Consider the following 22655-nt stretch of genomic DNA (forward strand, 5'->3'; position numbering starts at 1 on the left):
ACACATACAGGGAAAAAGAATCTATCAAATAGGGTTCATAATTGTCCTAATTGTGGATATAAAACCAATAGGGATGTGGCGGCCAGTCAAGTTATAAGAAATCGTGGATTAATCGCGGTCGGACAGCTCGTGATTCAAAATGCTTTCGGAGACGTTCTGTCGGGGTCAATTTCTGATTGGCTAGACAAGAGTCTATGAGGAAAGAATCCACTCGCCTTTAGGCAGTGGAGTGTCAAAAATATCTACATCTAATCCGGAGTATTGGCCGGTTTCATCGACGAAGCTAAATCCCGGAATCCCCCCATCTACTCCACAAACCAGAAACCCTCGTTTTTGAACGGTATTGAGAACACTGGGGGGGGTGAGGGGGTCTGAGTCGGGGGATTCGGTTATGGTTGTTAACTCGGTATTGTTGGGGGCTAGGGGGGCGGAATTTGTACAAGCGGTTGCGATCGCCAAAGTTGCTGTCAAAATCGGGAGAAATTGCCGAGCCATCAGGTTTAAGGGACAAGGAAATTGTGTTTTCAATCTAGCATTGTTCTGGGGAGTTAGGGGGAATTTTCCCCACTGATGATTGTTGTGAGTCCATTTAACAATTCCTACTTATAAAATCTAAGGGGGCAAATTCGGCATTATTTCAGAAAGTGCCTAGACTGGAAATGTGAATTTGTTTTGGTTTGGGAGGAACTTATGCAAAGTCAAACCATGCCCGCTTTTAGTCCAGTCTACGGGCCGGTGACTTCATGGCGTTATGGGACTTCGTTGGGTATTGATCCCATCGGTTTACGGTCTACTTGTTCGTTTAATTGTGTCTATTGTCAGTTGGGGGAAATTGAAAACCACACGGCACAACGAGGGGTTTATGTGCCGACGGGGGAGATTTTGGCCGACTTAAAAGATTATGCCCCTTGGTTGGTGGATGTGATTACTTTAAGTGGCAGTGGAGAACCGACTTTAGCGAGCAATTTGGGGGATATTTTAGGGGAAATTAAGACGTTAACCCACTGTCCAACGCTGGTTTTAACTAATGGGACGTTATTGGGGGATCCGGAGGTGTGTGAGGCTTTAGGACAAGCGGATCAGGTTTCGGTTAAGGTGGATGGTTTGACGGATGAGGCCATCCAACGGGTGAATCGTCCGGTGGCTGGGTTTAATTTTCAGGACTTCGTGGCTGGTTTACAGGGGTTTCGGGGGAGGTATCAGGGGAAACTGGGTGTACAAACGATGGTGTTGATGCCTTGGTCGGCGAGTATGATCGAGGAGTATAGTCAATGGATGAAGGCTCTGGGTCCTGATGAGATTCAACTGAATACTCCCACTCGTCCGAAACCGCAACAGCGCCAACTGGAAGGTCGGGGGAATCACCGTTTAGAGGATTGTGGCTATCCGGTGCAACGGTTGAAATGTGTGCCGGGGGAAATTTTAAGTGCGATCGCCTCTCAAGTTGCTGCTTTGACAGATATTCCGGTGAAATCCTACCCCTTAACGTGACCGATCCCCAACACCGCAATCAAGGATTCCACTCCACATCGGCTAGGGTGGCATCATCATCTGGATTGGCTTGATCTATCATGGAAGCCGCCCAAGTTTCATCATCACTGCTGACGGGAGGACGACCGAGAGGGGCTGGGAGGGTGGCATCATTGGAGGGAGGGGCGGCGATGGTTTCATTATCACTGCTGGCGGCCGGAGTATACACTTCTAAATCGGGGGAGTAGACATCTTGGGAGGTATACCAAGCATCGGGCATGAAGGGTTCTCCTTCGGCGATTTCAATTTGAATTTCTCCGTCGAAGAAATCACTATCTACTAAGTCCCCTAACTGCATTTTGGGGGCTAAGGATTGACTATAATCTTGAAACTCTTCCCAAGTGAAGAATGCGCCACTGGAACGGGCTTTCTGTTCGTTGTTGGGGTCGAGTTTGGCTTCAAATAAACAGGCATTATGGAGATTAGCACTGCTTAAATTGACTCCCAATAAGTTGGCGCGGGATAAGTCCGCCCCTTCTAGATTTGCTTGATTGAGATTACTATTCACTAAGTTGGCACTGGCTAAGGTAGCCCAAGATAAATTCACTCCGGTGAGATTGGCTCCGACTAGGTTGGCTCGGCTTAATTCTGCGATCGCCAAATTCGTTCCCTCTAGATTGGCATTGGGTAACATCGCCCGACTCAAGCAAGCTCCCGGCAATTGTAAATGATGCAAACTGTGGCGCGCCCGCACAAAAAAACTGGTGGGAGACAATACCGTAGTCCGAGACATCAAAATTAAGAACCGATCGGCATCAAAATCTTGAGGCTGATTGGGATCTCCACAGGGATAAAACGGAATATTCGCCCGTTGGGAAATCCCACAGAGCAGTAAGAACACATTTAACCCCACCGCCCCATCAACTTGTAGGGCATTGAGGGGGTTTTTTAACTGTTGGAGTTGGGCATGGGCTTGATGGGTTAAACCCTCATCAAACCAACGGCCTTGACAGTAGGAGCGATAAAACTTGTACAGTCGTTTAAATAAAAGGGGAAATGAGAACTGATGGGGGTTGCGTTCTTCTGCCCGTTGGAGATGTTCCATCAAAAATTCTTCCATTTCCACGGATAAAAACCCATAGCCCAAAAAAGAATAGAGATGTTGGGCTACAGCCCAATCCGAGGCGAGAATAAAACTCATATCCCCATAACGATCATGGGCTTGTTGGGTTAGGAGTTGCAGTTGTTTCGAGATTTCCGTGGCGGCGAGATAGGATCCTAAATTGGGGTGAGAAAAGGTTAACTGTTCTAGTCCATTTTTCTGGGTAACTTGTAGGGTAGAGACGGAAGAACACAGCACAGGAGACGGCACGGAGAAAAAGAGGGCTGCCGTGCGGATTTGCCGATTAAAGTGTTGTTGCCAAGGGTTGAGTTGCTCAGAAGTGGGGCTTGAGGTTTGGAGATTTTCGGGGGAGGGCGTTGGGGTAGATTCAGGGGAATGAGTGGTGCGCTCTGTAGGGCTAAGATTGTCTTGGGGTAAGGTTTTTAAGACCCAGCTTCCGGTTTGAAAGACTTGCAGGGCGATTTCCTGCATAAAACGGCGGGGTTCTTGGGGGGCTTGTCCGGCTAATAAATTGGCGATCGCCTCGGTGGAACGACTGGCGTGAGCCATGCCTTCTTTCACCATTTCTGGCAGATGGGAATAGCCTTGATGTTCTCCCAATAACCAGCGCGTCATCCGCTCATAAATCTCATAACGGGCTTGGGGGGATTCCAGTTGAAATAAACTCCGATCGACTAGGCCATCCCGGTGGAGAATCCCCAATAAGTACAACATCAAGGGCTGATGAACTAAATCCGCCACCAGAAGATGACGTTTGCGAGTAAATAAGCCTTCCTCCTTCAAAAAGGTGAAGTAGCGATAGGAAATATTTTTAGATTGGAGTTTTCCCCACTGTTTGAACCATTGACGCAGGGAGTCCTGATCCATCGGTTGCAGGCGGATTTGTTTCATTTGGGTTTGCAGGGGGAAAATACTCCCCACTCGATAGGTGCGGATCACCCCTTCAAACATCCCCTGACGACAAGTGATGACAATTTTATGGCGGTGGGCTTTTTTGCGACTGAGTTGTTGGGCGTGAAACTGCATCACTTGGTCTAAAAAAGCTCGAATGTGACGCAATTTATAAGGCGATCGCGGCAACTCATCCAAACCATCCAAAATCAACAGGGAAGGGGGCGAATTATGAGATAACCAACCATCGGCATCACTAAACCGTCCCAGGGGGAAAGCACTATCTAAGGTTTCCTCTAAATTCTGTCCCAAATGGGCATCCCGTAAACGAATCCAAATCGGCATCCAAGTTGGATATACCTTCCGGGCAATGTGAGCCGCCCACATTTGACAAAAACTGGTTTTCCCGAAACCGGCCTCACCCTCAATTACACTAATACTGGTCCAATCATCTAACTGTTGGGCCGCCCAAGTTTCTACGTCTATTGACTGATCAACATCGGTGTTGGTGGGGGGGTGGGGGTTAGACTCATGATTGGGCATGGGTCGAATATTGGCATCGGAAATGGGAACTCCCCGAGGCGGCACATAAATATCCTGAAGGGAAAAAGTTTCCCCAAAAATTGGCTCACCTAATGTTTTTAACAACTGCGCCCGGTAATGTTCCCGCCCCAAATCAATCACATAATCATTTTCAATTTCCGTCACCGTGCCACTGGTGCCTTCCGTGAGCGTTGTAGAGCGGGCTGTGAGGCCGCCTAAACGGACAAATTTTTGTAATTGGGCTAAGGGTAGGGCATTATCTACAATCACCTCCAATAAATGCCCCGGCAGACCATTCACCAAGCGTTGCATGAGTAGCCCCGCTTCGGTTTCCTCTGCTCCATTGGCCACTAACCACGCTAGAGCCAGATTGTTCATCTGCTGCACTAATAGCGACTCTCCCACTAAGTTTAGGGCCTGTTCCGCTTGGGAATCACTTAATTTTCCCGGTCGTAGGGTGCGCAGGAAGCCATGAAGACGAGCATCTACAATCCCTTCCTGTACCATTTCTCCCACCGGAACCATCGCCCGATTAATCCAAGGGCGACGGAGTTCTAATTCTTGATCTAAAACGGTTTCGAGGGCTTTTAGATAGGCAATTTGAAAGGTTAACCAAGTCCCCTCCGCCCGTTTTAGGGGCTTTTTGCGACTGAGGAGACGCAGGAGAGCCGTGGTCAACTGGGCAATAGGTTTAGCAACTTGCCGACTGGCCACTAAGGGCGACTCTAGGACATCTGCTAAGGAACAGACATCAAAGGGCGTAAGGCTCTTAACCTCCATATCTTGGGCGAGTCGAAAGGCCACACCGGACACTTCGGCTCCCAAGGTTTGAAGTTGTTCAAGCTCGATTTTTCGTTCTATCAACCACTGCCGGATGCTCAGGCTCATTTGGGGTTTATCTCAGGGTCGCACTGCTCTTTTCTACCAATGGTTTGCTAATCTTAGGGGGTATCTATCAAGTCTAACAACCACTGGAAAACTCGATTGCCAGTTGGACATGACAAGGGGTCTTATACTATTTTCCCAGAAATTGCTAGAGAATCAGGGGTAAACTCACAATTGGTTAAGCGATTAGATTACAAAACAGCTATTCTAACGAAGCCTCCTCGGGATCGGCAAATTATCCGTCTGACCACTCCCCCCGGATTTTGTGAGGCCAAGGTTTCGGTCAATCGCCAAGGGGGATGGCGTTTGGGGGTATTTTGGCTGATTATGGCGGTGACGCTGTTGGGAGGGGCGGGAATTAGTGGGCTGTGGTTGGTGCAGCTTGTGCCGGAGCGAACTTGTGATGCGTTAACGCCTATGACTCCAGCTAGTGAGCGGTTATGGTGTGGCCAGGTGGCGGCTCAGACGGGGGATTTTCAGGGGGTATTTCAGGCGATCGCAGAAATTGATCAATGGTCTGAAGATCATCCTTTATATAAAGATGCCCAGGAACTAATTGAAGACTGGACTCGTCTAGTTTTAGCAACGGCGGCCCAACACCTCGACCAAGGCGACTTAGGGGGTGCCCTCGAACTGGCTCGGCAATTGCCTAACTCGGAGTCCGTGGCTCGACTAACCCAAACGACCCTCACGGACTGGGAAACCCAATGGCAAGAAGGGGAAGAACTCGCAGAACAGTTTGAAACGGCTATCCAACAACAGGCTTGGTCAGAAGCAGAACAAGTGAACTTGTCTCTAGGGCAACATCCCCTAGACTATTGGCGCGTGGAGCGTCGGGGTGAATTTCAAACCCGTTTACAGCAAGAACAAAGGGGGGCTCAGTTGCTTGCCCAAGCGCAACAGTTGGCGGGGGAGGGAACGGTACAGTCTTTAGATCAGGCGATTCAATTGGTGAACCAAATTGAGGGAAGCACGTATATTAAGGGACAGGCTCAGGTGCAGCAGTCTTTTTGGAGTCGTTGGTTTTTAGAACAGGCCCGATTGTATTTGCAACAGGGGGGCGTGGCGGAGGCGATCGCCTTGGTGGAACGCATTCCCCCGCAAAGTCTGGTCTATCCCCAAGCTCAGGATTGTTTAAACGGGATTCGCGCTCTACAAAATAATCTCGGGAGAGGGGGAAGTCTGCCACCGACTTTGCTCCAATTATGTCAAGGGCAGTAAAATCTGTTGAAATCGGGTAAAGGCTAAATATGACAAGGGTTGTAGGTAATTGTTCTTGTTTTTTTCCTTAACGAGAGCTTTAATCTCAGGGGTGAGTGTAAAGATAAGAACAAGAATGAGCCAATTGTGATCTTGATCTCTTGGCATTTCCAGAATATGGGACACAATGACAAGTATAGAGTGAGTCAGCCGAAGAAATTAACTTAAAAACTTGTCTAGCCGTTGAGGTAATCTACCATGAAACTGAATTCTACCGCCCTGATTTCTAGTCTTGCTGCTGCTGGTGCGATCGCCGCTACTGGAATGCCCGCCCAAGCCGCTTCTTTTACCGCCAGTGACGCTGCTGGTTGTGCAGGATTAACGAGTTGTGTCGTGAACGACTTCTTCACCCTGACCGCAGGCGATGGAAAATATTTGACCTACAAAGAATTTGCTTTGGTTGATGGTGTTGGAGTTTCCGCCACTCAAGATATTAAAAAAGACCCCAGTTGGGGAGAAATCGACAGCAACGGAGAACGCTTAATCGTAGACTTTGCTAAAGCCACCGCCCTCAGATCCATTGACTTAAGCTTCCTCTATCAAGACGGTGTTAACCATGACCGCGTGAATGAAGTGGCTAAAGTGACTGCTACCCTGTTGGATGGTTCTTTAGTTAGCCATACTCTCTCGGTTTTAGGAGATACCCTAGCCGGATGGTCTGGCAACTATGACGGGACTGCCGTTAAAAATATGTCTCCTTCCATTGCTTTTGATGGAGTCAATGATGCAGGCGGTTGGTACCGCATCCTCAATCCTTTTGGAGATTTAGAAGTCGCCTCCTTAGAATTCACGGCCATCCGCCTGAATGATAGTTTAGCTAAACAAAGCTGGGATTCTGACTATGCGCTCAAAGGCATTAAAACCGTTCCCGAACCTGCCACCGTTCTCGGTTTAATGGGTGTGGCAACCTTGGCCGGATTCACCGCTCGTCGTCGTCGCAGCGTCGAAAGCTAGTTGAACATGAGCTAGTTGAACATAAGCTAGTTGAACATAATTCCATAAAGCAATAACAAGATCATCGTATCTTCATAGGCTCAAGCCAAGGGACTACAGTAAATGTAGTCTTTTGGCTTAATAATTTTGCCTTAAGTTGCGTAATCAATGTAAAGATTAGAACAAGTATCGGCCAATTGTGATCTTGATCCCTGCGCTTTTACTGATTCTGCCACATAATAAGAACTATAGAGTGAGTCAGCCAAAGAAATAATTCAAAAACTTGTCTAGCTGTTGAGGTAATCAAAATTATGAAACTTAATCCTACTGCTTTAATCTCTGGTCTTGCTGCTGCTGGTGCGATCGCCGCTACTGGAATGACCGCCCAAGCTGCTTCGTTTACCGCCCGTGACGCTGAAGCTGCCGCTTGCGCTAATGAACAAGTCTGTGTGATTAACGACTTCTTCACCCTGACGGCCGGAAATGATATGTACTTAACCCATAAATCTTTTGATGGGTTCTACGGACTAGGGGTTGCAGAAAACCCAGATCCTAATTTGCAATGGAAAGATGACCCCAGTTGGGGTGAAATTGACAGCAATGGCGAATTCTTGCGGGTTGATTTAGCCGTGGCTAAAGCCCTGAAATCCATTGATTTAAACTTCCTGTATCAACCCAATGTTAACGATGACCGCGTGTTTGAAGTGGCAGAAATAACCGCCACCCTGCTTGATGGTTCTTTCCTTACCCATACCTTAACCGTAACGGGTGATACAAGTGCTTCTTGGACAGGTTTCGGTTCCGTGGTTAATGTTTCTCCCTCCACAGCAGGGGGTGGCGGTTGGTACAGCATCCTCAATCCTTTTGGCGATTTAGAAGTGGCTTCTTTATCCTTCTCCGCCGTCCGCGTTAATGATGGTTTAGCTCGCCAAAGCTGGGATTCTGACTATACCCTGAAAGGGATTGCCACGGTTCCCGAACCGGCCACCGTTCTTGGTTTAGTGGGTGTGGCGGCTTTAGCGGGCTTCGGTGTGCGCCGTCGTCAAAACAGTGACCAATAAAGCACTGAAAGCTAAAGCAGTGAAGCGTTAAACCTAGAAAACGTAAGTTTAGACCCTAAGTTTACCTGCTTTTCTCCATAAACTTGGCAAAAAGGGCTACATTTGAATGTAGCCCTTTTGACTATCATGGGGGTAAGTCTTTATAGCAATGCCGATGAGCCATGAAGCAACCGCAGCATATCGCTTGTTTATTACCCAATTTAGCGGGAGGGGGACAAGAACGAGTCACCCTCAATTTATTACGCGGCTTGAGTGGTAAGGGGAGGCAATTGGATTTAGTGGTGGCTCAGGCGAAGGGACCCTATTTGGATCAAATTCCCCCAGAGGTGCAGCTGGTGGATTTAGGGGTGTCGATGGAGGATCGTCTGCAAAGTGCAGTTAAGCTGATTCTGCCCCTTGCCCGCTATTTGCGCCAAGCTAAACCGGATATTTTACTGTCTCACTTAGTCTGGACCAATGAAATTGCGGTCATTGCCTATTGGTTGGCTCGCAGACCTTTACAATTAGTCCTCTGGGAACAGATGCCCGCGTCTCTACAAGCGAGTCATTCCTTGACTCAAGGGGTGAAACTGTGGTTAATGCGATCGCTCTACCCGAAAGCCAGCGCCATTGTTGCCCCTTCCCGAGGAGTCGCCCAAGCGTTTGAACAATCCTTAAAACTCAAAGCCAATGCTGTACAGGTGGTTTATAACGCCGTCGTGGATGATACCTTACTACAAAAAGCCCAAGCGCCTCTAAATCATCCTTGGTTTTTCGCCTATCAACCTCCGGTCATTTTAGCCATTGGGCGACTGAGTGAACAGAAAGATTTTCCTACGTTAATTAAAGCCTTTGCCCAAGTGCGGAAAAATCGCCTGTTGCGCTTAATTATTTTGGGGGAAGGAGGATTACGGCGTTCTCTAGAAAACTTGGTGCGAGAATTGGGGGTAGGGGAAGATGTCCAGTTACCGGGTTTTGTGCCGAATCCTTATGCTTATCTCAGTCGGGCGGCCATGTTTGTGTTATCGTCCAAGTTTGAAGGGTTGCCTACGGTAGTGATTGAGGCTCTAGCTTGTGGGTGTCCGGTGGTATCGACGGATTGCCCCTATGGTCCGCGAGAAATCTTGGCCGACGGGCAGTATGGGCGACTGGTGACGGTGGGGGATGTGCAGGGGTTAGCCCGGGGGATTTATGAGACGTTGAACGCCCCTGTTTCGCGGGATTTGTTAAAAGTGCGATCGCAAGCCTTTACGGTACAAGAAGCCACGCAAAGTTATTTAAAGTTATTATCAAACTAAAATTGAGGAAATCCTGAATTTTTCAACCGTTAACAAAAAAGGGCGAATGGGATGTTGTTCTTTTGGGCTTATTATTTTTTGAGACTCTCTCCATAAATTGCCCCTTGTCTCCATAAATAAAAAGGACTCACTAAACTACTGCGTAGCCATTCCCATTGACAGGTTGTGACTAAATCTTGATGAATTTGACTAGAATGTTTGAGCCAAAAGAGCAATAGACAACGCAAATCATTGCAGAAATATATGAGGAACGCTAAAGGGCGTTGCCAAGGGGTGAGGCGAGTCATTCGGATATGATGACGGGCTAAACCAGTACCTCGGACTAGGGTCACTAAATAATCTAGTTGTAAGCGACTTTCGGGAATTTTGTGGAAAATTTGCATTTGGGGATTATGCCAAATTTCCCAGCCTTTTTGTTGAATGAATGAGACGGCTTCTAAATCTTCACTGGCTAATTTAACTTGACCAATACGCCCCTTTAAGAATAGTTGCTTCGGGACACTAGACAGCCAAGCGTCTTTCCGCACGACTAGCCCCGCCCCCGGCGGTAATAGTCCGGTTTTGAGTTGATACTGAAAGGCCATGTTGCCCCGTTCCACAATGGCTAAAAAGGACTGAATGCGCTCAATTCCGGGGGGGGGAGTGCCTTCAAAGGCGGCTTTGACTAATCCACCAAAGGCTCCGGCTTGGGGGTGTTCTCGTCCAAATTCGTGGGCGCTGACGATCCAGTTTTCACTGGGTAGGTTGTCGTCATCAAGAAAGCCAATCCATTCTCCTTGGGCTTGTTCTACGGCGCACTGTCGGGCAAAGGCTAAACCCTGTTGGGGTTCAAAGTGGCTATATATTGGCACATCTGAGGACCACTGGGTTTGATACTGCTCGATGACTTGCTGGGTTTCATCGCTGCTGTTGTTGTTGATGATGCGAATTTCCCAAGTCAGGGTAGGGTGCGATCGCCTTCCTGACTCAAGACAGGCTTTTAACTTATCTAACACATCGGGTAAGCGTTGCGCCCCGTTATAGGTACAAATCGCCACTGTAAAATCGACCATAGTGGGAAAATCAGGATTGGGAAAACCAGTGATCTGTCATGAGAAAGAAATCATCAAGTGCAACCCGGTAAATCAGCGCGACAATCCACTCCCCACCTGCGAGGGCGAAAGGTGGGTACATAAAGTGCATCGCTCTTTTTGTCCAAATTTTAGCTTAAATAGTAAGGGAGTGGGCAGCAAGTTCTTTTGCGAAAATCTGCCACTCAAAATTCCCTACTTAAAAGCTTTGACTGAAAAAAAGCTACTGAAAAAAAGCTACTGAAAAAAAGCTACTGAAAAAAAGCTACTGAAAAAAAGCTACTGAAAAAAGGGCGAACGATGGGACTTGAACCCACGAATGGTGGAACCACAATCCACTGCCTTAACCACTTGGCTACGCCCGCCTTGTCCTTGGTTATTATAGCATTGTAAGGAGGAATTGATCCAGCAGAAAATGTCTGGAATGAATAAAAAAAACTAATCTTTTATCTATTTGTTGATTAGCAATGAAAATATGGCAACAAGTGGTTGGGGGGAGTGCGATCGCAGCAAGCTTATTAGGAGGGGCGATGTTTGTCACCAATCCTGCTCCGAGGGATTATGAACGTTATGCCACACTACGTCTGAGCGAATATCTCAAAGAGAATATGTGTACTCAACTCCCCTCACAGTTCCAGCAATTCGCGAATCAATGTCAGTTTCTCGGGGGGGTATTAGTCGATATCGGGCGGCCGCAACTACAAGAATTAATCGGGCAACAGACCGAACGGGAAAACTACTTATTTTTTAGTGTGTATCGCACCACCTTAGCTATACACAGTGATTTGCCCACCTATGAATTTGCCACTATTGGAGTGTTGCAGTATTTTATCCTCTACAGTGCAGAACAACGTTGACATCCTCTCTCCCCTATCCCCTCGGGATAGGGATCGAGATTCGCGAGTTGCTCTAAAGATTTCGTGATTTTTAACCCCAAGATCGCAACCGACTGAAAAACTGACCTAGAAAGCCCTGTAGACGCTGATTTTTAGCGTATTTCTGCTTACTCAACAATAACCCCGCTTTACTATTGACTTCCGCCAAAGTGGGATAAATATGAATCCCTGTTAGTTTAGACACAGGTAACTTGTTCGCCATTGCTAACACCACCTCATGGATTAACTCCCCGGCATGGGGTCCCACCAAATGCGCCCCTAAAATCTGGCCATTCTTACGGGTGATAATTTTGCCGAAACCCACTGTAGCCCCTTCCGCTTGGGCGCGATCTACCCCAGCAAAGGGTTGTTTTAACACATAAACATCATCCCCGTAGTGTTTTCTGGCCTGTTCTTCGGTTAATCCGACTCGGGCTAATTCTGGGTCAGTAAAGGTAGCCCAAGGAATGACGCGATAATCCACCTTACTGGGGAAAAACCGCTTAATGGGGGAAAATAGGGCGTTGGTGAGGACATAAACGGCCTCATAGCCCGCAACGTGGGTGAATTGGTATCCGCCAATGACATCCCCACAGGCATAGATGCGGGGGTTTGTGGTGCGTAAACTCTCATCAACTTTGACCCCTTTGGCATCATAGACCACCCCGGCCGCTTCCAGATTCAGGCTCTCTACATTGGGCTGTCGTCCAGCAGACACTAAAATTTCATCGGCTATGATTTTATCTTGCCCAGTCCAGAGGTATTTTTTCCCGTCCACTACTTCGACCCGTTCCGCCCGAGTTTGCTTTAAGATGCGAATGCCTTCAGACTCAAATTGTTGTTCTACGACTTGGGCGGCTTCTGGTTCTTCTTTGGGTAAGATATGCTCTCGACTAGCCAAAATGGTCACGGTAGTCCCTAAACGGTGGAAGGCTTGACCCAGTTCACAACCAATGGGGCCGGCTCCGATGATGGCGAGGGATGGGGGTTGTTTGGTGAGGGAGAAAACCTGCTCGTTAGTAAGAAAACCTGCTTCTTGGAGGCCGGGAATGGGGGGAATGGCGGGGCGGGAGCCGGTGGAAATGACGAAGGCTCTAGCGGTTAGGTTGCGACCGTTAACGGTGAAGGTGCGGGGATTGGTGAATTGTCCTGAACCAAAAATGACCTCTACTCCGAGGCCGCGAAAACGTTCCGGGGAGTCGTGGGGTTCGATGGCGGCGATCGCACGTTCCACATGACCCATCGCTTCGGAAAAGTGGATCTGGGGTGGGGGGGTATAGACTCCAAAACGTGAACTGTGCTTGACCTCATAGGCGATTCTAGAGGCGTGAATGAACGATTTGCTCGGAACACACCCATACCATAGACAATCCCCGCCTAATTTGTCTTTTTCCACGAGGGCAACTTTCGCCTTAAGTTGGGCCGCTGCGCTGGCTACGACTAACCCCCCAGAACCTCCACCAATAATGACGAGATCGTATTCTACGGCCATTGTCCTAACTCCTATTGTGTCTTTCTTGTTAGGGTACTGCGATCGCCTGAGATCCAGATGAGGGAATTGTGAAAAATGGCTGGGGGTGGGGGAGCAGGGGAGCAGGGGAGCAGGGGAGCAGGGGAGAGGGGGAGCAGGGGAGAGGGGGAACAATTATCAATTATCAATTATCAATTCCCTATTCCCTATTCCCTATTACCTAGCCCCACGAGTAGAGTTATTCAGCAAGCCCTACCTAGGCATTCTAGCAAGTAGGGGCGAAAAGTCTTCGCCCCTACTTGCCATCAATCAATAATCAACAATGACCCATTGTTAATTCCCAATTTAATGGGTAGCTACCGTTTGCTGAGGATGCACCCGTTTCCCTTGTTCTAACGCCGCATAGAGACGGTTTAAGGCGCTCACATAGGCCCGAGTGGAAGCCACAATAATATCGGTATTGGCCGCATGACCGGAGTAGGTTTTTCCTTCATGACGTAACCGAATTGTTACCTCTCCCATCGCATCAATGCCTTCCGTGACCGATTTAACGGAATATTCGATTAATTCATTGGGAATATTCACCACCCGATTAATGGCCTTATAGACCGCATCCACTGGACCGGTACCAATGGCCGCGTCGGTTAATTCTGTGCCGTCGGGGGTGCGCAAGACTACAGTTGCTGTCGGACGGGCATGATCGCCACAGGACACTTGAACTAATTCTAAGTGGAACAGTTCAGGGACTTGCTGCATTTCGTCGTTAACGATGGCCTCTAAGTCCAAGTCGCTGATTACTTTTTTCTTGTCGGCCACTTCTTTAAAGCGCAAGAAAGCTTTATTTAATTCCGTCTCAGATAAATCATAGCCCAAGGTTTGTAGGCGATCGCGGAAAGCATGACGACCAGAGTGTTTCCCTAGAATAATCTGGTTTTTCGTCAATCCAATGGACTGCGCATCCATGATTTCATAGGTCAGACGATGTTTTAATACCCCGTCCTGATGAATCCCCGATTCATGAGCAAAAGCATTGGTTCCCACAATCGCTTTATTGGGTTGTACCATCATCCCGGTGAGGTTAGACACCAAACGGGAGGTTTTATAGATTTGGGTAGTGTCAATATTGCACAAGGGAGTCTCAGACTCCCGAGGACGACCGAGGAAGGGATTATAGTATTGACGACGGACGTAAAGCGCCATGACCAATTCTTCCAGCGCGGCATTTCCGGCCCGTTCTCCAATGCCGTTAATGGTACATTCTAACTGCCTTGCTCCATTTTGGACAGCTTCGAGGAAGTTAGCCACGGCCAAACCTAAATCATTGTGACCATGTACAGAAATAATGGCCTGGTCAATGTTGGGAACATTTTCCTTAATGCCGCGAATCAATGCACCGAATTCTCGGGGGGTGGTATAGCCTACAGTATCAGGAATATTAACCGTTGTTGCTCCGGCTGCGATCGCCGTTTGTAACACCTCATACAAAAATTCTGGGTCACTCCGTCCCGCATCTTCCGGGGAAAACTCCACATCTGGGGTCAGGGATTTAGCATATCCCACCATTTCGGGAATAATCGCCAATACATCCTTACGGCTTTTTTTGAGTTTATACTCTAGATGAATGTCCGAAGTCGCAATAAAAGTGTGAATGCGCCATTTCGCCGCAGGTTTAAGGGCTTCAGCCGCTTGGCGGATGTCTTCTTGCATCGCACGGGCTAAACCACAGATAACCGGACCCTCTTCAGTCCCCACCGTTGCCGCAATTTTCTGAACCGCTTCAAAATCCCCGGCACTGGCCCGAGGAAAACCCGCTTCAATAACATCAACACCCAGTTTAGCTAGGGAACGAGCAATGGTCAGTTTTTCATCGACATTCAGGGTAGCACCCGGGGACTGTTCCCCATCACGCAAGGTGGTGTCAAAAATTATGATGCGGTCTTGCTCGGTATTCATAGGCCATCAATCAAAGTGAATAAACGGAAAAGTTGTGTCTGTTGTTCGATTAACTGTTTTGCTCGTCTTCAGGGTGTGAGGATGTTTTGACGCTTCACCGTTAACCCCCTAGGGTCTTGATTCCGAGGGTCTTCCTTCCTAGGTAGATTTTCCCTAGGCTGTCTTACAATGCTTTAACGTCAGTTTAAAGTCTCCTCATGCCTTCCGGCGACTAGCCTATATTGTAGCAAAAGCAAGAGAAAGCCGTCGTTTAGTTAGGGCTTGCTCAACTTTGACAAGTTAAGCTTGTGTACCTTAAAATTCATCCGGGTTAATTCCTTGGGCGCGTAGTAACTCCGCCAGTCGTTCAGCCCGTTGTCGTTCAGCTTCCGCCCGTTGGCGTTCCTGCTGTAACTCTATTTCAGCTTGTTCGACCCGTTGTTCGGCCTGTTCGGCGCGCTGACGTTCAATGACTGCCCGTTCCTCCCCCGTCAGCAACAAATTCCCCGCACTATCCCACCACCGCAACCAAGGCAACTCTACATTTCCATAGCACCCTTGCCATATCCCCAACTCTACCCCCATCGGTTCTATGGGATAATGTCCCCGTTTATTGGCCCGGACTAACTCATAATGATTTTCGATCAGGTGATAGACCTCTACACTGGCTCTCTGCACTTCGTAGATAGCATAAAAACCCGGTCGAATCACTTGTTCATACACCCAGAATTTACCCGGTTTTTGACGGTCTTGACCCATCTGAGACAAAGGCGTTCTGTCCCGCTCTTCTGAACCATCTCCTGAGACAAATTCAATGGCAATTAAAGGCGGGATAAACTCTTGCCATAACACATAGGAACGCCTAAATTGTCCATCCAGACTCGGGGGAACGTTAGCCACATAGAACCAATCTGGACATTCTGCTCCCCTCTCTGGGGGGTCTGTTAAACGCCAATAAATCCCACAATCCTGACCGATAGCATACTGCCCGTCAGGATGGAGTTGTTCTAGGGTGGGTTTAATCGAATCGGTGAGGAGGATACTTTGGGGATGCTCCTGAAAGTTTTTCACAAAAGTACCGTCAGAATCGGGGAGTTGGGTATGGTCGGGAAGGCTGGTAATGCCGAGGGGGGAAGATTTGGCGATGGTCATAGTGCAATAGTTCTCATCGCAAGGGATGGAGACAGTATAGCATTTTCTTCAGTTTGTATTTCGTAGGTTGGGTGGAACGAAGTGTAACCCAACACCTCCCGCTAAAAATCTAGAAACCGGGAGGCTGTAGTGGTTTGGTGGTGATTGTTGGGTTTCGCGATCGCTGCACCCAACCTACAGATAGCACACAGATAGCACTAAGTTCATTTCACCAGACATACATACTCGACTTTTTATTTAGGATTGTGAGGGTGAACTGTTCTGAACTGGGACTTTGAGCGACCCCATAACAGACATGGAGAGGCAGAAGATGCTCTTCTCTAGGATGGCAATGCCTTGCACCCTGAGCGACACTCCATTCAACTAGCATCTGGCTTCTTTGCTCCTCCGGATACTCACGGTTTGAACAAACGTCCATTAACCATTCCTCAAAAGAGTGATTGAGTTGACGAGACTCAGGGGTATCGGGTGAAAAAAATGCGTTTAAATTATGAAACGAAAACCCTGAGCCAATTACCAAGACATTTTCTTGACTCAGCCCCTCAAGCGCACGCCCAATTTTGATGTGATGGGACGAATCTAGGGTATTAACGAGAGACATCTGAACGCACGGAATGTTTGCCTCTGGATACATAATTTTGAGAGGTACAAAAACACCATGATCAAACCCTCTCGTTGGATCTAGGTTTGCCTCAATCCCTGAATTGTTTAGCCTCTTCTGAATTTCACTCGCTAAAGACGGCTCCCCAACGCAGGGATATTGAATTTCGTAGGATTCTGCGGGAAACCCATAGTAGTCGTATATCAAGGGGGGATCCGGTCTGCTAGTAATAGTAGGAGTTCGTTCTTCCCAATGGGCGCTGGCTACTACAAGCGCATCGGGCTGGGGGATAATCGCAGCAAGGCTTTCCAGACATGAAACCATTTCCCGATGATTTGACTCCCCGAGCAACGGTAGAGGTCCACCACCGTGGGAGATAAATAGAGCTTTAGGTATATATTTCATCAGATTATTGCCAACTTTGTAATTCTAGGGTCAGTTTGTCGAGATCAGCTTTTAAAAAGACGGTCATTTTCCCACTATGGGAATTGCCCTGTTGATCTCTATTAATCTCGACCCAGTAGGCATAACGCACCCCGACGCGGAGTTCTCCTTGTTTGGCATAAACGCCGGGTAAGTTGAGGCGGCGGGACATCTCTAGGGCTTCGCTGGTGGGGTAATATAGCACCGTGTCAGCCCGATCATAATCTCGGTAAATATTCACGCCGTAAATATCGCGCAAACTCTGTTCTAATCGTTCGATGGAAACGCCATTGATTTGGTCATAAATGAAGAAGGATTGACTGCGAATGATGCCGGGATTGCCTAGGGCGGTGAGGCGACCGGGGGGGAAGACGGAGGCGCGAAAGAGGAAGCGCTGGGCGGCGGTGTCGGTGCGTTGGACGGTTAGCCCATCGGTGAGGATGGGACGGAGGAGGGGATTGGCGGCAATCCAAGCGGCGACGGTTTCGGTGCGTTCTCCGGGGAGGGCGTAACTAGGACGCAGGGGAAGCAGCCAGAGGAGGGAACCCAAGGTTAGGAGGGAGAGCGCTTGTTTCATCTTGATGTTCTCAAAGGGATTTTTTTCATTGTAGGGCGGAAAAAACCTGCCAGGCTTTGATTAATTTGCCCTGCATGGCGGCGGCTACGCCCTGTAATGCCTGAATTTCCCATAGGTCGGGGTTGAGGGCGGCAGCTTGGGTCAGGGCTTGTTCGGCGGCTTTGGGCTGCCAACGGTAGAGGTGGACGAAGGCGAGGTAGGCGTGGGCGTAGGGGTTGTTGGGGTCGAGTTGGACGACTTTTTGCAGGGCGGCGATCGCACCGGGGGCATCTTCCTGTAAGGCGCGGGCGAGGGTCAAGCCATAGGCCCAGTCCAATTGTTGGGGATTTTGGGTCAAGCGGTAGGCTAGGGTTAACTCAGCTTGCCTTGTGTAGTCCTGTGTGGGGTCATATTGGTTCATTTGACCAATTTGGTCAAATATGGGGTCGAGGGCTTCTCGTCCCTCTGGGAGGTCACGGGCGAGGTGTCGCAGTTGGGTGACGAAATCTAGGGCAGGGGCGGGTAGGGGGGGACGGGTGGGGTCTAGGGTGATGGTTACGGGGGGGAAGGGGATGGGATTGGCTTCTCCGGTGTCTGGATTTAAATAGGCGACGGATAGGCTATACTCTCCGGGGGGTAATTCTTCGGGGGGTAACATGGCTAGGGTTTCCCGCACTTCAAAACTCTGGTCGGCCCACTGGGGGGAAGGATGTAACATTCCGTTGCCTATAGCGCGGTCTTGTAGCCATTGCTGGGTAGGATCTTCGACAGAGGCCCAGGTGACTAAGACTAACCCAGATTTTAAACTGTGCCAGTCTCCTAACCATTGATAGGTGATGGGGACAGGATATCCGGGGGGGACGATGGGGGGGACAATCACTTCATCGAGACGGAGGGAGTCTAGGGGAGATGTTAAGGGGGTGAGGGTAATGGGGGCGGGGATTTTATGATATAGCTCAATCACACTATGATCGGGGAGGGTCCAGCGCTGTTGAACGTGAAAATTAGGGTCTTGTTGCAGTTGTTGGACGATTTGAAAACGGGGATGGTCGGGGGGATAGGTGGGGTTTTGTTGGGCTATTAACCAATCGAGCGATCGCAAATCTTGATCTAGATGTCGTTGTCGTTTCCCCACCTCACGAGCATAGACCTGAAAATCTGCCACAGCCCCATAATAATTCATTGTATTATGATTAATCGCTGGGGTATCCATTAACATCCCCAGATTGCCCTTTTGATAGGGTGTTGTTGTCGTCATTTCGGCAATAATTTCCTCGTTGGGAAACAGTTGTCCCCGATAGGGATAATACTGAGCATTAGGACTCAACCATTGAGCAAAATTTTCCCCTCCCACAGGGAATAAATTTAAGATCATCAACAACAATGTGAGTCCCCAAGTTGTCCAAGGAATCCACCGCAAACGGTTTTGAAAAGCGACTAAGCCATAGGCTAAACTAACGGCCAACACGGGATAATAAGGCATGACATAGCGTGAGTCTTTATTCACCAGTGCAGAACATAAGAAATAAGAACCGACCCAATACCATCCTAGCCAAAGTAAGGGATGAGCAATGCGCAGCGTAAAGGGACGAGAAAAGGCTTCTTTTTGCGGGCTTCTCACTAAGCGAATTCCCCGCAAAATTAACCCAGCAACACCGACGAGTAAAAACACCCAAGTTAAGACAAAGGGTAGTTCAAAAAAGTAATGTGTCCAAGCTTCTAAGGTATCGAGGGGGGGATCTCCTTCATTAATGGCTCCTTGAGCAAAAGCCCCGGTATAAGCCCCAATAAAAAAGATCCAGTTGGTTTGATACCAAGGATAAAATAAAGCAATGGCAACTATAAAACTGACCAATAATTGTAAGAGTCGCCCCCAACGTCGTCGCCAGAGAATTTTAATCCCAATCCAAAGTAACGGAAAAAATAGGAAAAATACCCCATTTTGTTTGGTGAGCAAATTTGCGCCTAATGTCACCCCAAAGAGCAAACCCCATCCCCATTGTTTTTTTAGAGTTTGGGCATCACACCATTTGGTTAAGGCATAAAAACCAATTAAAACAATGGCGGTTAGGGGATAGTCTAATAAATAATCAACTCTGGTTCTATAGAGTCCCGGAATGACCACACAAAAAGCTGCCGCCCACAGTCCAACTCTGGGGCTAAATAAATGTTTTCCCAGTTGATACACTGAGAATAAGAGCAAGGCAATAAACAGGATATTAACTAAGGTAGCTTGGGCTTCTCCCCGTCCAAAAAGTTGTAAGAAAGGCGCAGTGACAATATAAGTAAGCGGGGGATCTTTAGATGTGAGCGACCAAAAATCATCCCACCATTTCAATGAAAAAAGCTGCATATTTTGCAGGGCATTGAGATAATTTAACGCCCCTGTTAAACGATGGGCTTGATCCCATGCCGGAGGGGAAAGATCCAAACGAATCCAAATCCAATCAATGATCAGATTGAGTAGGAAAATTAATCCCCAAACTATACCATTTTTTTGAAAAATGCCAATAAAATTAGGTTGAGTTTTTTCGGGGTCTTGACTGTTCACTAAAGTCATAGTTCAGGATATAATGATTTAGAATCTGATCAATATTTCTTGGGCTAATGTTTCTTTAGCAGAGACAATGCTTTAGCAGAGACAATGCTTTAGCAGAGACAATGCTTTAGCAGAGACAATGCTTTAGCAGAGACAATGCCTTAGCAGAGACAATGCTTTAGCAGAGACAATGCTTTAGCAGAGACAATGCTTTAGCAGAGACAATGCTTTAGCAGAGACAATGCTTTAGCAGAGACAATGCCTTAGCAGAAATAATGGAGGCAGAAATTAACAGGATTTAGACTCCCCATGTATTTTAAAGATAACCTTACCCTATAGCAAGGTTTAAGCATTCGTCAACCCATTACAATGGAGTTGGGAGATTGAACAGGAGTTAAGTCTAGCTTGATTTATCTAGGGCTACCTCCCATTGAATGAGGTCAAGGTTAGTTATTTAGTACAGTTAGATCAAGGGAATAAATCAATATAGTCTTAAAAAAGTGCTACACTTATTTACTGATCAAGCTTTAAATCATCCCTACTAAACCCTAAAATCGGTAGAAAATAACCACAGATAAACTTGTGCTAAATTACGCATCATATTATGGGGGTAGGCTTTCAATAAATACCCTAGCCATAGATAAAAATTGAGCAAGATTAATAAGCCGATGATAGCATATCCCTGTTTAACTTGTGTCGAAGAGGGGGAGTAGGATTGTAGGGTTAGGGCTGCACCAAATCCCAGTAAAGGTAAGGTTTCAATAAAGGCACGATGTCCGAAGGAGTCGCCAAAGTTTCCCCAACTGCCATTGATCGCAACCAAGGCAAAAAAGGCAATCAAGATAGTTATAAAATACCCCCTATATGGTTTTAATTTAACTAAGCCGATTAGATTGATAATGATTAAGAGCAAGTAAAGAGGATGATACATAAATAAACCGTAGCTATTTCCCCATAAAGCTAAAAATAGTCCCTGAATTCCTTGTTTGAATTCTTCATTTTTATAGGGATAAATGACCCATTCTCCCCACAATAGCCAGAGACTAATTTTTTGCAAAGAAACCGTGGCTAAAAAGCTAAAACTACAATAAATAATATTAAATTTTTGCTTAAATAGCTTGAGATTAAGGTAGAATTGAAAAGGTGAAAATACAGCATTTGTATTGCGCAATAAAATAAGTAATCCTATAATAAACCCTAAAAATAGGGAGAATAAAGGATGGACTTTTTCTTTCCTTAAATCCAGTGAATCTGCATTAGGTAAAAAAGTAGGATTTTGCCGATCTTCGCCACTTTGTGATGGGTTACAATTTTCTCTATGTGTTATACTTAAAGGCAAATTTTTAAAACTACCTAGCCAGAGTGAAAAGCTTAAAACGGCGACCCCTGCCCCATGAGCCATAGTTGGTTGTTTGGCGTAGTAATGAATTAAGTTGGTGCTTAAAAGTAAGGTAATTGCTACAGTTGCCGCGAGGTTTCTATTTACGCCAAAATGGCGTAAGCTGTGATAAAATAAAGCGAAACTGCCCACAACAAAGGCGGTGAGAGAAATGGCAACAGATAGCTGATAGGGGAGACTAATTCCATCGGCGGGGAAGGGGGTGAGGAGGGCGATAAAATGACCGAGAAAGAAGCCGGGAATTTCTAGGATAGCTAAACCGATGGGGTATTTATTATGAACTAATCCTTTGGGGGTGATAATGGGTTCTGGGGCGGGGTCTGGGGCGTATAATAGGGGGAAGTCGTTGCTAAAATCTAAATCGCCATCGATAAAAAGCGATCGCACCCAAGCATAATATCCATTGCCATCACTGACAATGAGGTGAGGAGAGTCCCCTAACTGGGTGGTTAAAAACAGCAGGAAAACCGACCCGAGAAAAATTAGCCCTAAAATCCCATAGAAGAGATTCCGCTCTATCTCTATTGCTTTTGTGGGGGTTTTCATGCCATCCGACCTTTTGTTAGGGTGTCTCTTACCTTGACGCTCCCATCGCTAAAAGCGAGGGATTCCCTGTTCAACCAGTTACCTTATCTACTAAGCTCTCACCTAATAGACAGTGGGTAGTCTGTCCGAGGGCTTAAATTCCTGTCCGCCCGACAGTATTCGCTTTACGAAGTATGTTGATAGCGGCGTTTTCATCTCTGTCTAGAACACAGCCACAAGAACAAATATGAGTCCTAGCTTCTCAGCTAGACGAAGAAATCGAGGATTGTCTAGTTTTTCTCCATTGGAGTCAGTCAAGAAATGGTTTAAGCCCACATCAATTCCTATTTCCTTTCCTGTATAATCAAGGGGTTCTACTCGTTCAAGGTCTAGGACAAATTGGCAATAGAATCCGTCAGCCCTTTTGAGCAGCCTAATCCTCTTGATTAATGACTTATCTAAAATCTGACGATTATAAGATCCGATCAGCTTTAGACATCCTATTCCAGTCTTGTCTGTGATGTGGATAGATTTTTTATCTCCTGATAATTTCCAACCCGAAGTTTTATATTCCACAGACCTTGAAGACTTCTTGAATTTAGGGTAGCCTTTTCGAGTTAACCCTTTTTTGCAGTTGTCATAGAAACGTGAAATGGCAAACCAAGCTCT

16 protein-coding genes, 1 tRNA gene and 2 pseudogenes are annotated in these 22655 nt (G+C 47.3%); 7 read left to right on the plus strand and 12 right to left on the minus strand.

From position 1 onward, the window contains the following. The coding region (locus K4A83_RS15635) for a transposase (protein WP_265265550.1) at positions 1-198 on the plus strand (198 nt) is incomplete at its 5' end. A gap of 39 nt (positions 199-237) precedes the next feature. On the opposite strand, the pseudogene K4A83_RS15640 reads toward K4A83_RS15635, so the two are convergent. Continuing rightward, positions 238-495: pseudogene (locus tag K4A83_RS15640) on the minus strand (amino acid ABC transporter substrate-binding protein); the annotation flags it as partial. 195 nt (positions 496-690) lie between these two features. Between K4A83_RS15640 and K4A83_RS15645 the strand changes: the two are divergent. Then, positions 691-1491 carry a radical SAM protein gene (locus tag K4A83_RS15645; RefSeq protein WP_265265552.1) on the plus strand — a complete coding sequence of 267 codons (801 nt, stop codon included), beginning with the start codon at positions 691-693 and terminating at the stop codon, positions 1489-1491. Between the two features lie 19 nt (positions 1492-1510). Here K4A83_RS15645 and K4A83_RS15650 read toward each other — a convergent pair whose 3' ends face one another. Beyond that, positions 1511-4915 (minus strand): NACHT domain-containing protein, encoded by a 3405-nt coding sequence (locus tag K4A83_RS15650; protein WP_265265553.1) that lies wholly within the window; start codon positions 4913-4915, stop codon positions 1511-1513. A 171-nt stretch (positions 4916-5086) separates the two neighbouring features. Here K4A83_RS15650 and K4A83_RS15655 point away from each other — a divergent pair, with 171 nt between their 5' ends. The 4 genes from K4A83_RS15655 (at position 5087) to K4A83_RS15670 (ending at position 9443) form a co-directional block, all read left to right on the plus strand. Continuing rightward, on the plus strand, positions 5087-6133 hold the full coding sequence (locus K4A83_RS15655) for a hypothetical protein (RefSeq protein ID WP_265265554.1): 1047 nt from the start codon (positions 5087-5089) through the stop codon (positions 6131-6133). A gap of 237 nt (positions 6134-6370) precedes the next feature. Further along, positions 6371-7126: a PEP-CTERM sorting domain-containing protein gene (locus K4A83_RS15660; RefSeq protein WP_265265555.1), complete on the plus strand. Its 756-nt coding sequence runs from the start codon at positions 6371-6373 to the stop codon at positions 7124-7126. A 290-nt stretch (positions 7127-7416) separates the two neighbouring features. Then, on the plus strand, positions 7417-8166 hold the full coding sequence (locus K4A83_RS15665) for a PEP-CTERM sorting domain-containing protein (protein ID WP_265265556.1): 750 nt from the start codon (positions 7417-7419) through the stop codon (positions 8164-8166). A 161-nt stretch (positions 8167-8327) separates the two neighbouring features. Next, positions 8328-9443, plus strand: a complete 1116-nt coding sequence (locus K4A83_RS15670) for a glycosyltransferase (RefSeq protein WP_265265557.1) — start codon at positions 8328-8330, stop codon at positions 9441-9443. Between the two features lie 71 nt (positions 9444-9514). On the opposite strand, the gene hpsE is transcribed toward K4A83_RS15670, so the two are convergent. After that, entirely contained in the window at positions 9515-10495 is a 981-nt protein-coding gene (hpsE, locus tag K4A83_RS15675) for a hormogonium polysaccharide biosynthesis glycosyltransferase HpsE (protein ID WP_265265558.1), read from the minus strand. Between the two features lie 310 nt (positions 10496-10805). Further along, positions 10806-10878, minus strand: a tRNA-His gene (locus tag K4A83_RS15680). Positions 10879-10980: 102 nt separating this feature from the next. Here K4A83_RS15680 and K4A83_RS15685 point away from each other — a divergent pair. Then, entirely contained in the window at positions 10981-11370 is a 390-nt protein-coding gene (locus tag K4A83_RS15685; protein WP_265265559.1) for a DUF4359 domain-containing protein, read from the plus strand. Positions 11371-11440: 70 nt separating this feature from the next. Here the strand turns inward: K4A83_RS15685 and K4A83_RS15690 are convergent, their stop codons facing one another. From K4A83_RS15690 to K4A83_RS15730, 8 genes and pseudogenes are all read right to left on the minus strand, one after another. Next, a complete protein-coding gene (locus tag K4A83_RS15690) occupies positions 11441-12880 on the minus strand; it encodes a dihydrolipoyl dehydrogenase family protein (RefSeq protein ID WP_265265560.1) in 1440 nt (479 codons plus the stop codon). Between the two features lie 324 nt (positions 12881-13204). After that, the gene (locus K4A83_RS15695) at positions 13205-14812 is read right to left on the minus strand and encodes a 2-isopropylmalate synthase (protein WP_265265561.1); all 1608 of its coding nucleotides are present in this window, start codon (positions 14810-14812) and stop codon (positions 13205-13207) included. Positions 14813-15106: 294 nt separating this feature from the next. After that, positions 15107-15943, minus strand: a complete 837-nt coding sequence (locus K4A83_RS15700) for a Uma2 family endonuclease (protein ID WP_265265563.1) — start codon at positions 15941-15943, stop codon at positions 15107-15109. A gap of 208 nt (positions 15944-16151) precedes the next feature. Beyond that, the gene (locus K4A83_RS15705) at positions 16152-16949 is read right to left on the minus strand and encodes a DODA-type extradiol aromatic ring-opening family dioxygenase (RefSeq protein ID WP_265265564.1); all 798 of its coding nucleotides are present in this window, start codon (positions 16947-16949) and stop codon (positions 16152-16154) included. A gap of 4 nt (positions 16950-16953) precedes the next feature. Continuing rightward, complete coding sequence (locus K4A83_RS15710; RefSeq protein WP_265265565.1) at positions 16954-17544, minus strand: hypothetical protein; 591 nt, start codon at positions 17542-17544, stop codon at positions 16954-16956. Positions 17545-17569: 25 nt separating this feature from the next. Further along, complete coding sequence (locus K4A83_RS15715; RefSeq protein ID WP_265265566.1) at positions 17570-20083, minus strand: phospholipid carrier-dependent glycosyltransferase; 2514 nt, start codon at positions 20081-20083, stop codon at positions 17570-17572. Positions 20084-20603: 520 nt separating this feature from the next. Next, complete coding sequence (locus K4A83_RS15720; RefSeq protein ID WP_265265567.1) at positions 20604-22007, minus strand: hypothetical protein; 1404 nt, start codon at positions 22005-22007, stop codon at positions 20604-20606. 70 nt (positions 22008-22077) lie between these two features. After that, a pseudogene (locus tag K4A83_RS15730) lies at positions 22078-22655 on the minus strand (hypothetical protein); the annotation flags it as partial.

The organism is Spirulina subsalsa FACHB-351 (assembly GCF_026130165.1).
In the GTDB taxonomy this organism is placed as follows: Bacteria; Cyanobacteriota; Cyanobacteriia; order Cyanobacteriales; family Spirulinaceae; genus Spirulina_A; species Spirulina_A subsalsa_A.